Annotated in this window: 16 protein-coding genes; 4 read left to right on the top strand and 12 right to left on the bottom strand. The window is 68.0% G+C overall.

Going from position 1 to position 19,271, the window contains the following annotated elements:
- Nucleotides 1-63 precede the first annotated feature (63 nt).
- Nucleotides 64-831, top strand: coding sequence for an IclR family transcriptional regulator (locus SA2016_RS04070; RefSeq protein ID WP_066495564.1), 768 nt, complete (start codon nt 64-66; stop codon nt 829-831).
- Between the two features lie 74 nt (nt 832-905).
- On the opposite strand, the gene SA2016_RS04065 is transcribed toward SA2016_RS04070, so the two are convergent.
- The 9 genes from SA2016_RS04065 to SA2016_RS04030 all read right to left on the bottom strand — a co-directional run bounded on the left by SA2016_RS04065 (nt 906) and on the right by SA2016_RS04030 (nt 8,166).
- A complete protein-coding gene (locus SA2016_RS04065) occupies nt 906-1,883 on the bottom strand; it encodes a cyclase family protein (RefSeq protein WP_066495563.1) in 978 nt (325 codons plus the stop codon).
- A 7-nt stretch (nt 1,884-1,890) separates the two neighbouring features.
- Nucleotides 1,891-2,478, bottom strand: coding sequence for an HD domain-containing protein (locus SA2016_RS04060; protein ID WP_066495561.1), 588 nt, complete (start codon nt 2,476-2,478; stop codon nt 1,891-1,893).
- The gene (locus SA2016_RS04055; RefSeq protein ID WP_066495557.1) at nt 2,475-3,248 is read right to left on the bottom strand and encodes an NAD(P)-dependent oxidoreductase; all 774 of its coding nucleotides are present in this window, start codon (nt 3,246-3,248) and stop codon (nt 2,475-2,477) included. The genes SA2016_RS04060 and SA2016_RS04055 overlap by 4 nt, the downstream gene beginning before the upstream one ends.
- Complete coding sequence (locus tag SA2016_RS04050; RefSeq protein ID WP_066495556.1) at nt 3,233-3,856, bottom strand: RraA family protein; 624 nt, start codon at nt 3,854-3,856, stop codon at nt 3,233-3,235. Before SA2016_RS04050 ends, SA2016_RS04055 begins: the two co-directional genes overlap by 16 nt.
- A 34-nt stretch (nt 3,857-3,890) precedes the next feature.
- Nucleotides 3,891-4,646 (bottom strand): amino acid ABC transporter ATP-binding protein, encoded by a 756-nt coding sequence (locus SA2016_RS04045; protein ID WP_066495553.1) that lies wholly within the window; start codon nt 4,644-4,646, stop codon nt 3,891-3,893.
- The gene (locus SA2016_RS04040) at nt 4,643-5,593 is read right to left on the bottom strand and encodes an amino acid ABC transporter permease (RefSeq protein WP_169803044.1); all 951 of its coding nucleotides are present in this window, start codon (nt 5,591-5,593) and stop codon (nt 4,643-4,645) included. The genes SA2016_RS04045 and SA2016_RS04040 overlap by 4 nt, the downstream gene beginning before the upstream one ends.
- A 14-nt stretch (nt 5,594-5,607) precedes the next feature.
- Nucleotides 5,608-6,504 (bottom strand): transporter substrate-binding domain-containing protein, encoded by an 897-nt coding sequence (locus SA2016_RS04035; protein ID WP_066495547.1) that lies wholly within the window; start codon nt 6,502-6,504, stop codon nt 5,608-5,610.
- 233 nt (nt 6,505-6,737) lie between these two features.
- On the bottom strand, nt 6,738-6,890 hold the full coding sequence (locus SA2016_RS21285; protein ID WP_157089105.1) for a hypothetical protein: 153 nt from the start codon (nt 6,888-6,890) through the stop codon (nt 6,738-6,740).
- Between the two features lie 268 nt (nt 6,891-7,158).
- Nucleotides 7,159-8,166, bottom strand: a complete 1,008-nt coding sequence (locus SA2016_RS04030; RefSeq protein ID WP_066495541.1) for a DinB/UmuC family translesion DNA polymerase — start codon at nt 8,164-8,166, stop codon at nt 7,159-7,161.
- A 262-nt stretch (nt 8,167-8,428) separates the two neighbouring features.
- Between SA2016_RS04030 and SA2016_RS04025 the strand changes: the two genes are divergently transcribed.
- The 3 genes from SA2016_RS04025 (at nt 8,429) to SA2016_RS04020 (ending at nt 15,717) form a co-directional block, all read left to right on the top strand.
- Nucleotides 8,429-13,843, top strand: coding sequence for an RHS repeat-associated core domain-containing protein (locus SA2016_RS04025; RefSeq protein WP_084249290.1), 5,415 nt, complete (start codon nt 8,429-8,431; stop codon nt 13,841-13,843).
- A complete protein-coding gene (locus SA2016_RS21280) occupies nt 13,843-14,178 on the top strand; it encodes a hypothetical protein (protein WP_141305592.1) in 336 nt (111 codons plus the stop codon). Before SA2016_RS04025 ends, SA2016_RS21280 begins: the two co-directional genes overlap by 1 nt.
- Before the next feature lie 1,089 nt (nt 14,179-15,267).
- Nucleotides 15,268-15,717 (top strand): hypothetical protein, encoded by a 450-nt coding sequence (locus SA2016_RS04020; protein ID WP_066495537.1) that lies wholly within the window; start codon nt 15,268-15,270, stop codon nt 15,715-15,717.
- Between the two features lie 54 nt (nt 15,718-15,771).
- Here the strand turns inward: SA2016_RS04020 and SA2016_RS22080 are convergent, their stop codons facing one another.
- The 3 genes from SA2016_RS22080 to SA2016_RS04005 are packed head-to-tail and all read right to left on the bottom strand — an operon-like array spanning nt 15,772 to nt 19,114.
- Entirely contained in the window at nt 15,772-17,733 is a 1,962-nt protein-coding gene (locus SA2016_RS22080) for a zinc finger CCHC domain-containing protein (RefSeq protein ID WP_229710793.1), read from the bottom strand.
- Entirely contained in the window at nt 17,730-18,062 is a 333-nt protein-coding gene (locus tag SA2016_RS04010) for a helix-turn-helix domain-containing protein (RefSeq protein ID WP_229710792.1), read from the bottom strand. Before SA2016_RS04010 ends, SA2016_RS22080 begins: the two co-directional genes overlap by 4 nt.
- On the bottom strand, nt 18,059-19,114 hold the full coding sequence (locus tag SA2016_RS04005) for a tyrosine-type recombinase/integrase (RefSeq protein WP_276508652.1): 1,056 nt from the start codon (nt 19,112-19,114) through the stop codon (nt 18,059-18,061). The genes SA2016_RS04010 and SA2016_RS04005 overlap by 4 nt, the downstream gene beginning before the upstream one ends.
- Nucleotides 19,115-19,271 lie beyond the last annotated feature (157 nt).

The following is a 19,271-nucleotide window of genomic DNA, read 5'->3' as shown; positions in this document are numbered from 1 at the left end:
GGGTGGATCGGCGGGGAGATGCGGGCCGGTGGCGTAGATTTCGTGATGATCCTAGGAGGCAACATGGCAGACGAGGGCGCGGCCCAGGAGCGGTCGACCATGCGCTCGGTGGAGCGGGCGTTCGACGTGGTCGACCTCCTCTCGGACAGCGGGCGGCCGCTCAGGCTCGCGGAGGTCGCCCGCGGGACGGGGCTCCACATCGCCACGGCCCAGCGGATCCTCAAGGTGCTCGAGCGGCGGAACTACGTCGCGCAGGACTCCGCCGGGTACAGCGTCGGGGCGGCCGCCCTTGCCGCCGCCCATTCGTTCCTGGTCGGCAACCACCTCGTGCTGACGGCGACCCCGGTCCTGCAGGAGCTCGCGGCCGCGCTGGGGCTGACGGCCTCGCTGTCGGTGCGGGTGGGCTCCGCCCGGGTCCTGGTGGCGAGGGTGGAGGGCAGCAGCCCGCTGCGCTACCAGCTCCCCGTCGGCGGCCGGCTTCCGCTGCACCTCGGGGCTGGCAAAGTGTTCCTCGCCTATATGGACGGGGCGGGGCGGGCGGAGGTCCTGGCCGGGATGGAGGAGATCGAGACCGCGGGCGGCGCGGCGATCCCCGCCTCCGAGTACACGGCGCTCCTCGATGAGATCGCCGCCCAGGGATACGCGGTCTCACGCAACGAGCGCGTGGTCGGGGCGGTGTCCGTGAGCGCACCGGTCCGCCTGAGGGACGGCGACCTGCTCGGGGTGGTGCAGGTGTCCGGGCGGGAGGAGGACCTCTCCGAGGACCGGCTGGCCGCGGCGACCCGCGAGGTCGTCAACGCTGCGGCCAGCATCGCGGCCCGGATGCGCTGAGCGCCGGCCGCACCTGAGGGAGGCGGCCGGCGCGGCGCCGGCGTCCTTCTGAAGTGATGGCGCCGGCGTCCTGCTCAGGTAATGGCGGTGGCGTTCGCCGGCGACCCGACCGCGCCGGGCAGGTTGAGCGGCTTGACGGTGAGGAAGGCCTCGTAGCGTCCGGCGCGGGCGCAGTCGGCGGCGAGTCCGGCCAGGTGCCAGAGCTCTCCGAGCGGGCAGCCGAGCTTGGCGATGAGCTCCTGGTGCATCATCCCGCCGTCCTCCCCTGAGGTCTCGCGGAACGGGCTGTCCGCGCTGGCGGGGAGGGCCTCCACCGCGAAGGTGTCGGTGCCGAGCAGGGCGATGCGGCTGTCCCAGAGCCATGCCAGGAACTCCTCCGACTGTGCGACGCCGGTGGTGTGGCGCGTGGCCTTGGCCTGCGCCCGGCCGGGTGCATCGAGGCCGAGGAACCATTCGGCCCAGCCGGTGTGGAGCAGCAGGATGTCCCCGGGCTTCAGGGGGGATCCCTGGGCCTGGAGCGTCGAGGTGATGTCGGCCAGCGCGAGGGGCTCGCCGGCCGCGTGGTCGACGGGCGAGCCTGACTCCCGGCGGTGGCGTTCGACGTCGGCCAGCACTGCCCTGCCGACGATCGGCTTCTGTGCCCATGCCTGGATTCCCAAGTGGGGTGTTCCGGCCGCGACGCTGCTGTCCGGCACGGCGTTGTAGAACCCGTGCCCGTGCGCGCGCCGGTGGCGCAGCCCGTCGAGATGGCTGCTGGCCTGGGGCCAGTAGCCGTCCCAGACGTCGTCGAAGCTGTCGGGGTGCGCGGAGGTCATGGTCTGCGCCGGGGGCCTGCGGCTGCGCGACATGGAGGGCTCGAAGGCGTCGGCCGGGTAGTCGAGGTTGAACACGGCACCGGTGCGGATCGCTGCCCGGCCCCGCAGGACCTGGTCGGGCCCGGCGAAGTTGGCCATGCCGCGTTCGGGGTCCTCGGGGAAGAGGCCCCAGCTGGAGCCGGGCGGGGCGTCGCTGCGCAGGAGGAGCCGCTCGTAGGTGGGGAGGGTCTCGGTCATGGGTCCTTCAGACTCGCTGGAAGAAGGGAACGGTGCCCTCGGCCTGGCCGAAGGCGTGGTCGCAGGCGAAGAGGTCGGCGTAGTGGAGGACCCAGGCCTCGGGGCCCTCGGTCCTGACGGGGCTGGTGGTGGTGTGCGTGCCGACCAGTGCTACGACCCGGTCCGGGAGGCTGGCCTCCTTCAGCAGCATCGCCCCGAGGACGCCGTGCGGCAGGCCGGCCCGGGTCCTGTCGGCGACCACCGCGTCCCCGTCGCGGGTGTAGAGGAGCGCCTTGTCGATGTCGTGGAGCAGCAGCGCGGCCAGCAGGGTGTCCTGGTCCAGGGCCACTCCCCAGTGCTCCCAGGCGTAGTCCGCGAGCAGGATCCCGGTGTCGGCGACCTCGTTGGTGTGGTCCAGCAGCCGGTAGTCCGGGGCCTGGAGGGAGTAGGGCATCTCCTCCAGCGTGCTGTGGGTGCTGGAGAGCCAGGCGCTGGCCCAGGCCGTGACGGCCTGCTCGCGCAGGGGCGGTGCGATCTCTGCGAGCCTGGGCAGGGCCCGGGCCACTTCCCGCCGCTGCCATGGGTCGCCGGCCTGGAGGGTGTAGAGGGCGCTCATGCGCTCTCCAGCGCTGAGCCGGCCAGGCCCCGCAGGGAGTCCCGGGCGGCTGCGCTCATGTGGGAGGGGGCGCCGAGGGCCTGGCAGTAGTCGGCCACGGCGGCCATCTCCTCGGCCCTGCGGGAGGCGTGCTTGGCCGAGCCCGTGATGAAGCGGTCAATGGTCGACTGCCCGTCCCCGGAGAGCTCTGCGGCGATCTGGCCGCGGACCCAGTCCTCGTAGCCGGCGCGGCGTCCCGCCTCGACGGCCTCGCAGACGACGGCGGCGAGGCCCTTCATGACGATGCTGCGCAGGAGCTTGTGGGCCATCGCGTCCCCGAGGGCGCCGTGGACGACCTCCACGGGCGCGCCGATGGGGCGCAGGAGGTCGGCGGTCCGGTCTGCCCCCGGGCCGGCCGCCATGAGGGGAGTGGAGGCGCCGAGGGAGATCACCGGGCCGAGGATCGCCACGTCGGCCGCGACCGCTCCGGCGGGCAGCGCGTCCTCGAGGGCGAGCTTGGCGCCCGGCGCGGCCGAGGTGAAGTCCGCGTAGAGGGTTCCCGGGGAGAGGTGGGGGGCGGCGTCCCGGGCGACCGGCAGGGAGGCGCGCGCCGTCGTCATCACGATCACGGCGTCGGCCTGTCCCACGGCCTCGGCCATGCTCGCGGCGCGGGGCAGGCCGGGGGTGGGGATGGGGGCAACGTCGTACCCGAGGACGTCGTGTCCGAGTCCCTGGAGGGCGCGGGCGTAGATGCGCCCGGCTTCGCCGAGGCCGATCACCGTGCAGCGCATGCCGCCTCCTCCGCATCCGTGGCCGCGGCGAGGATGGTGCGCATCCGCTCGGCCTCGTCTTCCTGGACGGCCTCGGCGGCCAGGAGGACCTCCTCTGCCCTGGCACGCGGGACGACCACCGCGCCGTCGTCGTCGCCAACGACGATGTCGCCCGGGAGGACAGCGACGCCGCCGACGGCGACGGCGCATCCGAGGGCCCCGGGGCCGTTCTTGTAGGGGCCGGCCGGTGAGGTGGTGCGGGCGAAGACGGGCATGCCGACGCGCTCGAGTCCGGCGGCGTCGCGCACGGCGCCGTCGATGACGAAGCCCGCGATCCCCGCGTTGCGGGCCCGGGCGCCGATGAGGTCCCCGAGCAGGGCCCGGGACTCGTCGCCCTGGCCGTTGACCACGACGACGTCGCCGGGCGCTGCCTCGGCCAGGGCGCGGTGGATGTAGGCGTTGTCGCCGGCGCGGGTCCACACGGTGAACGCCGGGCCGGCCAGGCGGCCGCCGGCCCAGACGGACTTGATGGCGGAGTCGAGGACGCCGAGGCGCTCCATCGCATCGCCGATGTTCGGGGTGGGCAGCGCGCCGAGGCGGTGGCTGAGCTGCTCGGTGGTCAGTGTCATGGTCGGTCTTTCCGGTAGTGCAGGGGTGGGCAGGTCAGACGAGCCGGAGGAATGCTCGGGCACGCTCGGTCTCGGGGCTGTCGAAGAACAGGGCAGGGGCGGCATCCTCGACGATGTGCCCGTCCGCCATGAAGACAACGCGGTCGGCGACCTGGCGGGCGAAGGCCATCTCGTGGGTGACGACGATCATCGTCATGCCGTCCTGGGCGAGGGAGCGCATGGTGTCGAGCACTTCGCCGACCAGTTCGGGGTCGAGGGCGGAGGTGGGCTCATCGAAGAGCATCAGGTCCGGCTCCATCATCAGGGCCCGCGCGATCGCGACCCGCTGCTGCTGGCCACCGGAGAGCTGCGCGGGGTAGGCCTTGGCGCGGCTGGAGAGCCCGACCTTGCCCAGGAGCGCGTGGGCCTTCTCCTCGAGCTCGGCCTTGGCGCCGAGCCGGTGGGCGCGGGGGCCGAGCACGAGGTTCTCGCGCACATCCAGGTGGGGGAAGAGGTTGAACTGCTGGAAGACCATGCCGATCCGCTCCCGCTGGCCGGCGGCCTCCCGTCCGCTGAGGTCGTGGAGCTTCCCGCCATGCACCTTGCGGCCGATCAGCGTCCCGCCGACCGACACGTGCCCCTTGTCCGGCATGACGAGCCCGTCGACGCAGCGGAGCAGGGTACTCTTCCCGGAGCCGGAGGGTCCGAGGAGGCAGACGACTTCTCCCTGGGCGACCTGCATGTCGATGCCCTTGAGGATCTCGTTCTCGCCGAAGCTCTTGTGGACGTTGACGATGTCGACGCTGCTCATCGCGTGGCCTCCTGGACGCTCGCTGCTGGCTCGGCGGGGCGGCCCTTGCGCTTGTGCTGGCGCTGGGCGCGGGCGGTGCGGCGCTCGATGATGTTCTGTCCGAGGGTCGCGGCGCTGGTGACGAGGAGGTACCAGATGGCGGCGACGATCAGGAGCTCGATCGTGCGCAGGTTGTAGCCGGAGATGTTCTCGGCCTTGGAGAGGATGTCGCCGCCGGCGATCACCGAGACGAGCGAGGTCTCCTTCAGCAGGGTGATGAACTGGTTCCCGGCAGGGGGGATCATCACGCGCAGCGCCTGTGGCAGGATGACCTTCCGCTGCGCCTGCCACCAGGTCAGGCCCAGGGCCGAGGAGGCCAGGTGCTGGCCCTCGTCCACGGACAGCAGGCCCGAGCGGATGATCTCGGCCAGGTAGGCGCCGTTGGCGATCGAGAGCGCCACGATCGAGGCCGCGAAGGGCGACAGCACATCATTCGTGGGGGCTGAGGCGAGGGTCCAGCCGGTGCCGGGGATGCCAAGCCCCAGCCGGGGCGCGAACAGGGCCAGGTTCCCCCAGAAGAGGATCTGGATCAGGGCCGGGACGCTGCGGAAGACCCACACGTACAGGCTGCCCAGCGTCCTGAGGACCGGGTTCGTGCTGAGGCGGAAGAACCCGAAGAGCAGTCCGATCACGGTCGCGCCGACCATGGACAGGACGGCGAGGACGACGGTCTCGCCGAGCCCCTCGAGGACGAGCCCGTCGAAGAGGTACTGGCCGACCACGTCCCACGCGAGCTGCGGGTTCTGGGCGAGGGACTTCACGACGCCCAGCGCGAGCGCGGCGAGGACGGCGACGGCGAGCCAGCGGCCGTAGTGCCTCTTCACGGCCACGGTGTCGGGCACCTGCCCGCGCAGGCCCTGCGCCGGGGGCGCCGGGAGGCTGTCTGGGCGGTTGACTGAGGATTGCATGAGGGCCTGCTCCATCACATCGGGATCTGGTCGTTGATCTCGGCCTTGTCGACGGCCATCGTCCCCAGGTCCCACTTGTCCAGGATCTTCTTGTAGGACCCGTCGGCGATCATGGCGTTGAAGGCTGCCTGGAATGCCTCGGTGAGCTGGGTGTACTCCTTCGGGAGGGCGACGCCTGTCTCGCGGGTCGCGAGCTTGCCCACGAGGGTGGCAGCGACGCTCTTGTCGGCCTTGACGGCCAGCTGGATCTGCGGGGTGGAGTTCAGGAAGGAGTCGATCCGGCCGGCCCTGATCGCGTCCTCGCCGGCGTTGAAGCTCTGGAAGTACAGGTACTGCAGCTCCGGCTTGCCCGCGGCCCTGCACTCCTTGTTGATCGAGTCGGCGATGTTCTTGTTCACCGTCGAGCCCGTGGTCAGGCCGAACCGCGTGCCGCACGCATCGGTGTCCGCGGCGTACTGCTTGCCCGCCGGGACCAGCAGGCTCGAGGAGGCCTTGTAGAACGCCAGGAGGTTCACCACGCCCTTGTTCTCAGCGGTCTTGCTGATCTGGGCACCGGCGATCTCGACGCGCTTGGACTGCAGCGCAGGGACGAGGCCCGCGTACGGGATCTGCGACCACTTGATCGACAGGCCCAGCTTCCCGGCCGCCCCGTTCAGGAGGTCGATCAGGACCCCGTCGGGCTTGTTGCCCGGCGCGTAGAAGTTCATCGGCTGGGTGTCGAACGAGGCACCCCCGGCCAGGGTCCCCTTCGCACGGATGTCGTCCGGGACGAGCTTGGAGAGGCTCGGGTCCGCGCTGCCCGACGCACCGGCCGCGCTGCTGGCGGAGGTGCTGTTCCCGCACGCACCGAGCGCGAGGGCCAGGGACGCGACGGCGCCCACGGTGACGGTACTGCGGATCAATTTCTTCATTGACATGTTTCCTCGGATCGGGAGCCGCCATTGGCTGGAGACCATCAGGGAGTATCATTCTGTGATAGAAACTATCAGTAGGTACAGTGTGATTCAGGGCACGGAACGATGTCAAGGCCAAGGGAGCCGATAGGGGGGACGTCAGTCGGGCGAGGTTGCCGCTTGGCTGGGGCTGGACGGGCCCGAGGGGGCACCCCTGTGGACGCTCGGGCCCGTGGTACGAGGGGGTGGTGTCAGCGCAGCTGCGTGAGGAGTGCAGGGATGAGGGCCCCGGCCGCGGTGGAGACCGCGGCCAACGCGAGGGCGATGCGAGCGGCCGCGGCCTTCTCAGGGCCGGACCTAGGCTCTGTGCCTGTCCGGCTGCCGGCATCCTCGGTGATGGCCATGTTCCCCTGTTGCCCGTTCTGCCGTGGTTCCAAGCCGGTCGTTCGCAGAGCCCCGCTCCTCGGACGGTCCTGCAGCGCACGTGACCGAGGCGGGGGCCGCCGCGCCGACACGAGCGCGGTGACGGCGTGGATCCGCCCACGGAGACGACGAAGCCCCCAGCCGACAGGGGCGGCTGGGGGCTTCGTCGTTCTTGCGCGTCTACTCCCCCGGCGAGGGGTGTGATTGCGACGGATCGACGGTACCAGCCGCATCCCTGCGGGGGCGGGATCAGCTGGCTTTGACGAGGGCGAGCTCGTCCCAGTGGGTGGTGGCCCGTGGGGAGAGCTTCTGGCGCTTCATCTGCCATTGGGGGCCGGGGCGGAGGCCGCCGTGGCCGAGCCCGAGGGAGCCGCCGCCGAGCTTGCGGTTGACCTGGTCGACGAGCTCGGCGATGCCCTCGTCCTCGTGCCGGAACCGGAACGGCTCGAACGCCGCCTGCCCGTCGGCGGGGCGGAGGTCGGTGAGCATGATCCCGGCCCTGGCGTACGGGGTGCCCTCGTGCAGCAGGGGCAGGATCCGCCCGGCGGCCTTGGCCAGGACGACCGGGTCCGAGGTCGGGGCCGGCAGGGGCACGAGCATATTCGGGAAGTCGCGCTGGGCGGCGAAGTGGCTGGTGCCGGCGAACACCGTCAGCAGCTTCGCCTTCTGGCGGTGCCTGACCAGGCGGGCGGCGGCCTGCTGCCCGTACACGGAGAGGACCTGCCGCATCCCCTCCCGCGTGGTCACCGGCTCGGAGAAGGAGCGGGAGAAGATCAGCTGCTCCTTCCCGACCCGCTCCTCCTCGAGCGTGACCGCCGGGGTGCCCTGGAGTTCGAGGACGGTGCGCATGACGACGACGTTGAACCGGGCCCGGATCGCGACCGGGTCCGCAGCGCGCAGGTCGGCGATCGTGGTGATGCCCTGGGCGGCCAGGCGCCGCTCGAGCCGGGAGGCGATGCCCCACACCTCCGACACCGGCAGCCGGGACAACAGGGCGTCGCACCACTCGGGACGGGTCGAGTCCCACACGCATACCCCGTCGAACACGGGCAGCTTCTTCGCGGTCCTGTTCGCCAGCTTCGCCAGCGTGTACGTGCGGGCGATCCCGACGCACACGGGGACGCCGACGAGCCGGCGCAGGGCGTCCTTGACCTCCTGGCCGAAGGCTGCCAGGTCGGTCTGGGCGGTGCGGGGGCCGAGGAGGAGGAAGGCCTCGTCGATCGAGTACTGCAGGGTCGGGGCGAACCGCTCCAGCACCTCTACTGGTGACGCCTATTGATAGGAAGTTCACTATTCGCAGGCGATTGGGAGGCAATCCTACGCAAGCTCCAACTGGGTTCCTGGCCTCCCCCAGCTCGGCCATGCTGCCGGAGTGGGCTCCTGGCAGGCGTCTCACCCGCTTGATCGACCTGTCGAATGGACATGTAAAAGATGAGTCATCCGGGCCTTGCGGATTTCCTCCTGTTACTGAAGGATCATCGCCCAGGTGCTCTCGGCACCTGGAAGTGACGCTTCGTCAATGGGGGGCCCAGTGTTCGCGTCGCGTGCTCTTATTGCTGCTTTCACGATTTCAGTGATGACCACAGCAGCGCTACCAGTACCGCCAGCGAACGCCGTCGAGACGCCCGGACGCGTCGCCTCGACAGTCGAACCGCTCCAGAGGAAGGCACCTGCGGCTGCGGTCCCTCGGAGAATCGCCGGACCGGCGATCCCCCTCACGGTTCCCGCAACCGACGCCACACCTACCGGCTACGGGCTGGCAGGATGGGGCGGAAACTATGCTGGCGAGCTCGGCCGGGGAAACGAGAACGTTCCGGTGGACAGGCCATCCCCTGTGGGCAGTGGAGACCTCGGAGGCGCTGCGGTCTCCCTCATGTCCACAGCCTCCGCGGGGTACCACAACTGCGCAGTCAAGGACGGCACCCTCTACTGCTGGGGCGAAGGCTGGGCTGGCGGCCTCGGCAACGGGTCCGAGAACGACAGCCCGACCCCGACGAAGGTAGACACAAGCGGGGCACTGGCGGGCACCACCGTGACCAAGGTCGTGACCAACGATGGATCAACCTGCGCTATCGCGAGCGGACGGGCGTTCTGCTGGGGCGAGTGGTGGGTCACCGGGACCGGTCAGATCAGCGACGTCCCCTTGGAAATCGGCGGCCTCCTGACGGGCAAGACCGTCACCGACATCACCCTGCTCGACACGGGCGCATGCGCGATCGCCGACGGCGCCCCCTACTGCTGGGGCGGCAACGATTCGGGACAGATCGGCAACGGCCAGACGGCCAGATTCGAACAGTCACCGGTCGCAGTCGACACCACCGGGGCACTTGCAGGAAAGCAGCTCACCAAGATCTCCGGGGGCTGGGACACCGCCTGCGCCATCGCAGACCACAGGGCCTACTGCTGGGGCGCCAGCTACTTGGGCGACATCGGCAACGGTTCGAACACGCAGTCAGAGGTCCCCGTTGCGGTCGGTGGAGACCTCGCCAATATGGACGTCACCGACATCGTGCTTACCTGGGTGACCTGCGCCATCGCGGACGGCAGGCCCTACTGCTGGGGCGACGGTGCCGGCGGCATGCTAGGCACCGGCACCGCCTACACCTCCACCGACTACACCCAGAACACTGAGTACTATCCCAAGGCCGTGGACACCTCGGGCGTCCTTGCCGGGAAGACGGCAACGCGAATCGGCACGTCAGACAACGCCACCTGCGTGCTCGCCGACGGCAAGCCCTACTGCTGGGGAACCAACTGGGACAGCTCCCTGAGCACAGCGGTCCCCGCCGGGGAAACCGCCTGGTCGCCCGTGGCGATCGACCTGACCGGAACCGTGATCGAAGGCAAGAGCCTTACAGACCTGACGGTTGAAGGCGGCAGCACCATCGTCACCTATCAGCCTCCGCCAATCGGGACGCTGCACCTGAACATGACCATGAGCCCACAGTTCACCCTCACCACCTCCGGGGACTACAACGCCGACACCACCGGGCTCTCCACCTTCATCTACGACACCACCGGCCCCGGCGGCCCACAGCTGCTCGCCTCCTGCCCGACCGCCCTCTCCTGCTCGTGGACCGGCGCGCCGGCCGAGAAGCAGGCCAAATACGTCGCCGTGGCCGCCCCGCCCTACACCGGCTCAGGGATCGCCCCGGGGGCCCAGGCCACATCAGACCCGCTCACCGCCCCCGTCTGGACCGAGAGCCTGGCCTCATCCGGGAACACCCTCACGGCCACCGCGAACTACGCGGTCGACAACACAGGCCTTGCAATTGAGATCTATGACCTTTCCCAGGACGGGTACCCCCGAGTGGCCTCCTGCATCACCGGCGCCTCCTGCACTGTCACCACAAGCGACACCGGGCACCAGTACATCGCCGCGGCCGGCAAGAGCACGAGCGCGTACGGTTCCGGCGACCACCTGGTCTTCACCAACACCGTGGGAACAGCCGGCCCGACCGCTGCACACGAGACCGCGGCAGGATCGAACCCGGCCGAGCAGACCTGTCAGAAGTGCGAGGGAGACCCCGTCAACACCTACAACGGGGAGTTCTTCGAGAACGAGACAGACATCACCGTCCCCGGCCGCGGCCCAGGACTCGAGGTCACCCGCTCCTACTCGTCCCAGCTCGCCGCAGCCGACGGCCCCTTCGGCTACGGCTGGTCCTTCAACTACGGGATGTCCCTCACGACGAACTCCGACAAATCCGTCGACGTCCACCAGGAGAACGGCTCCATCGTCACCTTCACGCCCGACGCCAACGGCGCCTACCACGCTCCACCCCGCGTCCTCGCCGCCCTGGCCCACAACGCCGACGGCACCTGGACCTACACGCGACGGGCCAAGGAGACCTTCTCGTTCAGCGCGGATGGGCTGCTCAACAGCCTCAGCGACCTGAATGGGAACACCACCACCCTGGCCCGCAACAGCGCCGGACAGATCACCACCGCCACCGACGCCTCGGGAAGATGGATCTCCTTCATCTACAACACCCAAGGCAAGATCTGGGGCGCCGAGGACCAGAGCATGCACTCCGTCTGGTACAACTACGACACCGACGGCAGGCTCACCGCACGCCAGGACCGGGCCTGGGCCGGCAGCTCCTACAGCTACAACGACCTCAACCAGCTCACCGCGCTGACCGACCGCCGTGGCAACACGACGACCAACGTCTACGACGCCCTCGGCCGGGTGACCAGCCAGACCGACCGCGCAGGCGGCACCACAACCTTCAGCTACGCCGCCGACGGCACCACAATCGTCTCGCCAGGCGGACGGACCACCGTCGAGACCTACGCCGCCGGCCAGATCGTGAAAATGGTCAAGGGGGCAGGAACCCCATCAGCGGCCACCTGGACCTACACCTACGACCCGAACACCATGGGCCGGACACAGACCACAGACCCGCTCGGCCACACGAGCACTGCAACCTACGACAGCGCCGGGAACATGCTCACCGCCACCGACCCGGACGGCAACCATCTGTCCTGGACCTACGACGCGCTCAACGACCGCATCTCGGCAACCAACGCAGCCGGAGTCACCACGACCTACGCCTACGACCGGACAGGGAACCTGCTCAGCACGTCCACGCCACTGGACGGAACCTCCCAGGCTGCGACGACTGCCTACGGCCATGCGGACAGCGCGCACCCCAGCGACACCACCTCTGTCACAGATCCTGACGGCAAGACCACCACGCTGACCTACACTGCGGTAGGCGACCTCGCCACCAGCACCGACGCCCTCGGCAACAAGACACAGTACACCTACGACGTCCTCGGCCGCCGCCTCACCGCCGTCAGCCCGCGCGGCAACACCACCGCATACACCTACGACGCCGAGGGCCGCCCCCTCACAGCGGTCGACGCGCTCGGCAACTCGATCTTCACCTACGCCTACGACCCCGACGGCAACCGCACTCGCTCGACCGACGGGCTCTCGCACACCACCACCACGGCGTACGACGCTCTCGACCGCCCCACCACTGTCACCAGGGCCGACGGCACTACGACCAGCTCCGGCTACGACCCGGACGGTAACGCCACCACACAGACCGACGCCGCCGGCCACACCACTTCCTACGCCTATGACTCCCTCAACCGGGTGATCACATCAACAGACCCCCTCAACCGGGCCACCACCTACGGCTACGACACCGCAGGACACCGCACCACCCTCACCGACCCTTCCGGAAGGACAACGACCACCGCGTACGATGCAGCCGGACGCAAGACCGGCACGACATACTCTGACGGCACCACGCCGCCCGAGACCTTCACCTACACCCCGACCGGGCTCGAGGCGACGACAGCCGACGGGACAGGGACCACCACCAGCACCTACGACTCCCTCGGACGCCTCACCGGGCAGACCAACAGCAACGGCCAAACGGCCGCCTACACCTACGACCTTGCAGGGCACCTCACAGCCATCGCCTACCCGAACGGCAAGACCATCACGCGCGCCTACGACGACGCAGGACGGCTCACCGCGATCACCGACTGGAACGGGCACACCACCGCCTTCGCCCCCGACGCCGACGGCAACACCACCAGCACCGCATACGCCAACGGAGTCACCGCGGCGGCATCCTTCGACGCGGCAGGAAGAATCACCGGAATCACCGACACCGGCCCCGGGAACACCGCCCTCGGCTCCTTCACCTACACCCGAGACACCGCCGGGAACATCACCGGCGAAACAAACACGGGCGGCCAGACCGGCTACACCTACACCTCCCTCAACCAGCTCAAGGGAACCGCGTCAGGGGCCTACACCTACGACCCAACAGGAAACCCCACCACCCTCGCCAACGGCGCAACCCTCACCTACGACACAGCCAGCCAGCCAGCCACCTTCACGGTCAACGGCAACCAAACAAGCCTCACCTATGACGCCCAGGGCAACCGCGCCAGCGGCCCAGGCCCCAATGGAACCACGGCTTCCTACACCTGGGACGAAGCCAGCCGCTTGACAGATGCCACCGGGAGTAGCGCGACTTACAGCGCCGACGGCCTCCGCTCTTCTCGGACCCCAGCGGGCGGAGACACGGCACGCTACGCCTGGGATATGCACGGGATTATGCCGCTCATGCTCACCGACGGGACCGTCAGCTACCTCTACGACGACTCAGGCAACCCCCTTGAGCAGATCGATCCGGAAGGCACAGCCCTCTACTTCCAGCACGACCGGTACGGCTCTACACGCCTACTCACCGATGCCGCTGGGAACGCCGCCGCGAGTTACACCTACGACCCATACGGCAATCTGATCAAGAAGACCGGCGCAGCAGACACGGCTCTTCGATGGAACGGTCAGGCTCAGGACCTTGAGACGGGCCTGTACTACCTCCGCGCCCGATACTACGATCCCGAGACCGCGCAGTTCCTAAGCCGTGACCCACTTGAATCTGTAACGGCACAGCCTTACCAGTACGGGCAGAATGATCCGTTGAACCAAGCAGACCGGACTGGTCTGGACGCTTATCACTATTCGTATGACCTCGGTGCCCTGGGGACGCCTGACCAGCTGGCCAGCTACACACGAGCGAATTGTGCATTCCTGTTTCCGATCAGTGGCTGCGTTGACAATTTCCAAGCAGGCGAATCCCTTGATCTCCATCAATTAATGTTACCCTTCCCCGTGCGCGTAACGAATACATCGAGCAACTCCTTCCAGTTCGTGGCACGAGAGGGTCACCCCGAAGGTGCGGGACGGGCCATTACATTCACCTTCTGCACGGGGGCCAATGAAGATACAATGCTTCACGTAGACACATCCTCCGGTGGAAGCCTCCTAACAAGCGCGTGGGGAGTCCGGGATATAAACTTCTTCATAGCGCACGAAACTTGGGCAAAATTCGCCGGAAACATCCAAACCAACTTCGACTACATGGCAACGGACGGTTATGCGCCATTGGGAAGCGTTTAATGAGACAACCCTTCGAACGCATTGCTGGCACGCCACTACTATTGGTGATGACCACCATACTGGCACTACTCATCGCCTGCGTCATGGGCTACATCGGAATCGTCGTCAGCATCTCATTGATGCTAAGCGGCCTTGAGGGCGGAGCAGGTCCGATGTCCATCATCTCGATGATCACCTACTTACTACTCGCGTATGTGGCACCACTGATCATGGGGATCTTCTACTCTAAAACCCGCAACTGGGGAGCACTTAGATCGCTACGGCTGACAGCCAGCATTTCACTGGCGGTGAACATTGTACTTTCACCCATAGGCATTGGTGCGATGTCCATGTAGCCGGGCCGCTCCATAAGGCGACGCCATTGAGCCGGGGAATTTGACCGACTGCAATCACGAAGAGAATGCCGACCGCATCTTCGAAGTAGGAAACTCAGGACAATACTGCGACGCCGAAACGACAACGAGGTTCCAATGAGAAAAAACGAGAAGAAATCGAGGTGACCAATGAATGGAACGAGGATTCGCACAGTGGCATCCACCTTCGGCGGTTCACTGCTCCTTATTTGTGCGGCGGGATGTTCGGCGTCTCTCCAGCCGACCGGACTTGAGCATCCGACCGCAACCTCGAGCGCGAGCGCTCCTTCTCCGCAATCCATGAGCCCATCCCCTAAGGCGACTGCTGAGGGCTCCATGAGCGCAGAGCGAATGCCCAAGAGGCCAGCGAAAGGTTCTCCGGCGAGCCAGAACTGCGCGAATCTCACGTTCTCCGTTGACTTCCGGCGGTTATTCACCAAGAGGGTGGAGTTCGCGCCTCTAAAGGAACAGGCCGTTGTGGGTCACGACAATGCACCAGGGTATGAAGTAACCTGCGAGATCAGTCCCACAAGTGGAATAGAGAGCCCTTCTGGGTACGCTCGATTCCAGTATGTTTCGGATAGCAAGGACGGCTGCGGCAAGACAGGCCTCACAGCTGATCCGGCGGACCCCGCCGGGGGCTACGCGAACGAGAAAGCCGAATGGCATTACACCCTATGCACCAAGCTCGGCTCTGTCACTGTCCTGTATCACCCAGGTACTGCCGGCAGGCCCACGAACCTTGCCGCGATGTCCAGACTGGCTCACACAGTCGCCGCAGGCTCCTGGGAAATCGACACCTTCCTGGGACCGTGACCACCGGCGGCAGGACAAGCGCCCTTTCGAAGAACCGCGTAGAGATCGGAGTTCAGGTTGGACGACACAAGTGGTGGGTGGCCACCTCCGGGTGCATGGCACGTGCGTCCCTCGAAGCTGCCCCCCGGATCATATCCGGCGCCAAGCTCACCCCAGCCCGGGCAGGGGGATGGACGCTCCTGGGCCCACCCATACCGCGCACAGGGGTTCCCCGGAGTACGCGCCGACAGGCCACCGCTCCACACCAGCTCTGCTGTGTACGGCTGGCCCATCTGGGTTGTCACTCTCGCGCCCTTCACGAATGTGCTCCTCGAGCTCGCCTGGAATCCCGTCGTCCGCCACCGCACCGTCGTCAGCGGCGGCCAGAGCATCCGGATGCTCGAGATGGACTCGATCTTCACACCCCTGTACTTGGTCGTCCTGCTCACAGGCTTCATTGCCTATGGGGTGTCTGTCTGGTCCGCACATGCCGACTGGGAGGGGCTCCTCGGCCAGGGCCTGCACCGACCGTTCCACTGGGCCTGGGCCTTCCTCTCCCCGGCCTGCTACGTGATCGGCAGGTCGGTGGTCGTCCGCAGAGCAGCCCGCCCGCGGGGGCTCGCGCCCGTGTGGCTCCTTGCCGCGGCCTTCGTCGGCACCGTCATCGTCGCCTGCATCAAGATGGCCACGGTGTTCTCCGCGGCACTCGGCTCGATGCCCACCTGACGGAGCCGCACCCTTATGGGGCACCGAAGGCAGTATTTCGGACGTGGGGCTCTTTCATCTGATTGGGGGGTATCCGGTCCAGTCGCCGGCCGCAAGCCGCCACCACCGTGCTGCCGCGGTGGTCGAGAGGCCGAGGAGGTCCGAGATGAGCCGCGGGTGCATGTGCTGTGCGAGCTCGAGCAGCGTCGTCGCCCGCGCGTCAGCGAGGCGCAGCCCATAGCGTGCAAGTCGTTGAACCAGCGTGCCTGCGGTGAGGTGCGTCCCGGGATTGCGTCCCGGGAAAAGCCATCGGTCCGTCTTCGGTGCCGATGCGCTCATCAGATCCCGGACGGCACGTCCGAGAGTAGCGGGGAGTTCTATCGGGTCGGAGCCGATGGTGAGGCTGACGCGGCCGCCGAGCTCGGTCACCGAGGAGCGCTCGAGGGCGACGACGCGGGTTGCCTGCATGCCGTAGAGCAGTGTGAGGAGGCCGCCGACGCGGTCCCCGGGCGGGATGGTGTCGTCGTTCAGGAATCGGCGTGCGGTCTGCCACCGCTGGTCGGAGTCCATCCCGGGTGACGGTTCGCCGGTGCTACGGGCACTCACTGTGAGGGCCGAGAGCCGGTGCTGTCGCAGCCATCGGGTGAAGTGGGAGAGCGCGTCCTTCTGGCTGGAGGAGCCGGTGAGGTGCCGGTCGAGATCTCGCTGCGGGAAGGACGCGATCGTGTGTCCAGCTTCTCGGATGTGGACGAGGAGGTGTGCGCAGTACCGCAGCCGGGAACGGTGGCGGCTCATCCGATGTCCTCTTCCCGTAGGCCGGCTGACGGGCCGGCGGAGGAGCTGGTTGGTTCCCCAGGCGTGGTAGCGGTGCAGGATGAGCCGGTCCTGTTGGCTCTCGATGCCTGCCAGCCAGTGCTCAAGCCAGCGCTCGAACCGGGCCTGATGGACATCGTCTTCGGGAAGCAGACCCGCCGCGGCGAGCAGTGAGAGGAGGAACGCTTCGCTCTGGGGCGAAGGGAGTGCGTCGATGATCGCGCCGGCGTCCAGTGCCAGACGCCCCTCGACCAGGTCGCGGAGTGTGCGTGCCGTGCCGCTCCGCAGCGCCCACCGTTCGATGGAGTCGGATTTCGTCGGGTGCGTCAGGAGGTAGGCCTCGAGAGGCCTGAGCGCTTCGGGTACCTCGCCGTCCTCCTTGGTGAGGAGGCGGCGGACGGTGGCGGGGTGGCGGCATCGGTCGCAGAAGTGGTGTTTTCGGCTGTTGGACACGGATCCGCAGCCCGGGCAGGCGAGAGTGGCGGGCGCTCCTGCGCACTCGGCGCAGGTCATCCGTCCGGAGTGTGGGTGGGTGAGGAAGCGTGGCTGGCCGCAGTCCGGGCATGGCCGTGGGCGGCGCATGCCGTAGTAGCAGCGGGCGCAGACGCGGCGGCCGTCCAGGTGGGTGGCGACCGGGCCGTCCTTGTCGCAGAGGGAGCATCGTTTGAGTGGCGCCCGGTAGCAGCGGACGCAGACGGGCTCGGGCCGCCGGGTGATGATCGTGGCGTTTTGGCCGCATCGGGAGCAGACAGCGAAGGATCGGGTGTCGGAGCGCCAGCACACACGGCAGAGGGTGTCTCCCTCGATCGACCGGTAGACGGGACGGACCTGGCCGCAGTTCGAGCATTCCCTTGCTCGGTGGTTGCGTTCGCAGCGGGAGCAGTGGCGTCCTCCGTCCGGGGCCTTGTGGGGCATTCGGACGTGCCGGCCGCAGCCTTCGCAGGCGGGAAGGACCACGGCTGACGCGCCGGCGTCGACGAGCGCGTGGCAGAGGTCCTGAGCCGTGGCGGGAACGTTCGGGTGGCCGCCGGTGAGCAGAAGCGGGCGGGTCTCGAGCGCGATCTGGAGGCGCCGGCGGGTGCGCCGGATCGGCGCGACCCTCAGCACGATCTGCTCGATCACGTCCACTGACAGCTCGTTCGCCGTCGCCTGCACGATGCTGACGATCGAGGCGAGCTCTGCCGCCTCGCCGTCGTCTGCTGGACGGCTGGCTTCGGCGCTCACCGTTCGCGTGGGCGTCGGATGCTCGCGCGGATTGGGCGCAGGTCGCCGATGCCCGCGCTCGGTTCCTCGCCGCCGACGGCCTTCTTCTCCGCGACCTCCCGCCGGGTGACCGTGACGAGGTCATCCAGCGTGCACTCCAGCGCGTCCGTGAGCGCCGCGAGGACGTGCAGGCTCACCCGTGAGGGGGTCCCGGTGACCAGGCGGAACACCTGTTCCCGGGAGAGGTCGATGCCGCGCTCGGCAAGGAGGGGACCGAGCTTGGTGGTCTGGAAGATCCCGCGGGAGGCCATCACGCCGCGAAGGTTCCAAGTCGGCTCGATTTCGATCACTGCTCTTCCTCGATCTCGAGTAGGCCTTTCAGCGCGTTCGCCAGAACGCGGTTCTTGTAGTCGGAGCTCACCGACGCGTAGATCGAGGTCGTGGAGGCGTGAGCATGCCCGAGCTGCTCCTGCACGAATCGTTCGGCGTAACCGAACTCGAGAAGATGCGTGGCGTACGAGTGCCGCAGACTGTGCAGGGTCAGCTTCTCGTCCAGGCCCGCCGCTTCGCGCAGGTCAGCGAACCGGCGGTCGAGGTAGCCGGGAGAGACCCGCGTTCTCCGCTCCGTGACCCAGATGCTGGGAAGATCCCGCCCGGCGAACCGCGGGCGGGCCTCCTCGACCCATTGCCGCATCCCCGGGATCCACCAGTCGAACTCCGGGACCAGCAGCACGGTGCGCCGTCGGGGCGCGCCGCCTCCTGCTGCCTTGCCCCACCGGACATGCAGGGCGCCGTACCGGCCCCAGGACCGCATCTTCGCACTGTGGTGGAGATCGGCCAGGTCGAGGCTGACCGCTTCCGTGCGCCGCAGGCCGAACGCGTAGACCGTCTTCAGCAGCTGTGCATCGCGCAGCGCTGCGAGTGCGCCCTTCCTGCGCGAGGAGACGAGGTCTTCGACTCGTCTGTCCGCGGTGTCGAAGAGCTTCTCGACCTCGTCGTAGGTCAGCGGGCGCCGGCTGCCGTCGCCCTCGAACTCGAAGCGGTGGGCGAGCGTGTTCCAGGGCAGACAGACCTGCGACGGGACCGTCCCGAACTGCGCTTCGCAGATCTCCGCCCAGTCATAGTGCGGGCTCGTGAGGTACTCGCAGAACTGCCTGATCGACCCGTGGTAGCCGCGCAGGGTCGACAGCGCGACCCCGCTGGCGGCCAACTCGACCGTGAACGACTCGATGTCCCGCGGCGTCCACTCCCACGGCGCGTGGCCCGAGTGCTCGCAGAGGCGGTCGACGAGGTTCCGGCGCGCGCGGATCACGCTCTGGCGCAGTCCCCGGCTGGCCTGCTGCGCGGCCCACGAGTCCAACATCTCCCCGAAGACCGTCTCCTCCGGCCTCGCCAACGACACGTTCGATGCCGAGGAGATCAGCCGAAGTACGCCGCCGGCGCCCTGAGAATGTTGCATGATATGCATCAAAGTACGGTTTCACGCACCCTCCGGTCAACCCACCGCGGTTACGCCCCGCATCCGCCCAGCTACGATCGACGACGGTGACCCCGCATTG

The organism is Sinomonas atrocyanea (assembly GCF_001577305.1).
Classification (GTDB): domain Bacteria; phylum Actinomycetota; class Actinomycetes; order Actinomycetales; family Micrococcaceae; genus Sinomonas; species Sinomonas atrocyanea.
Note: the sequence above shows the minus strand (reverse complement) of the source record. Positions and strands in the feature narration are given on the sequence as shown.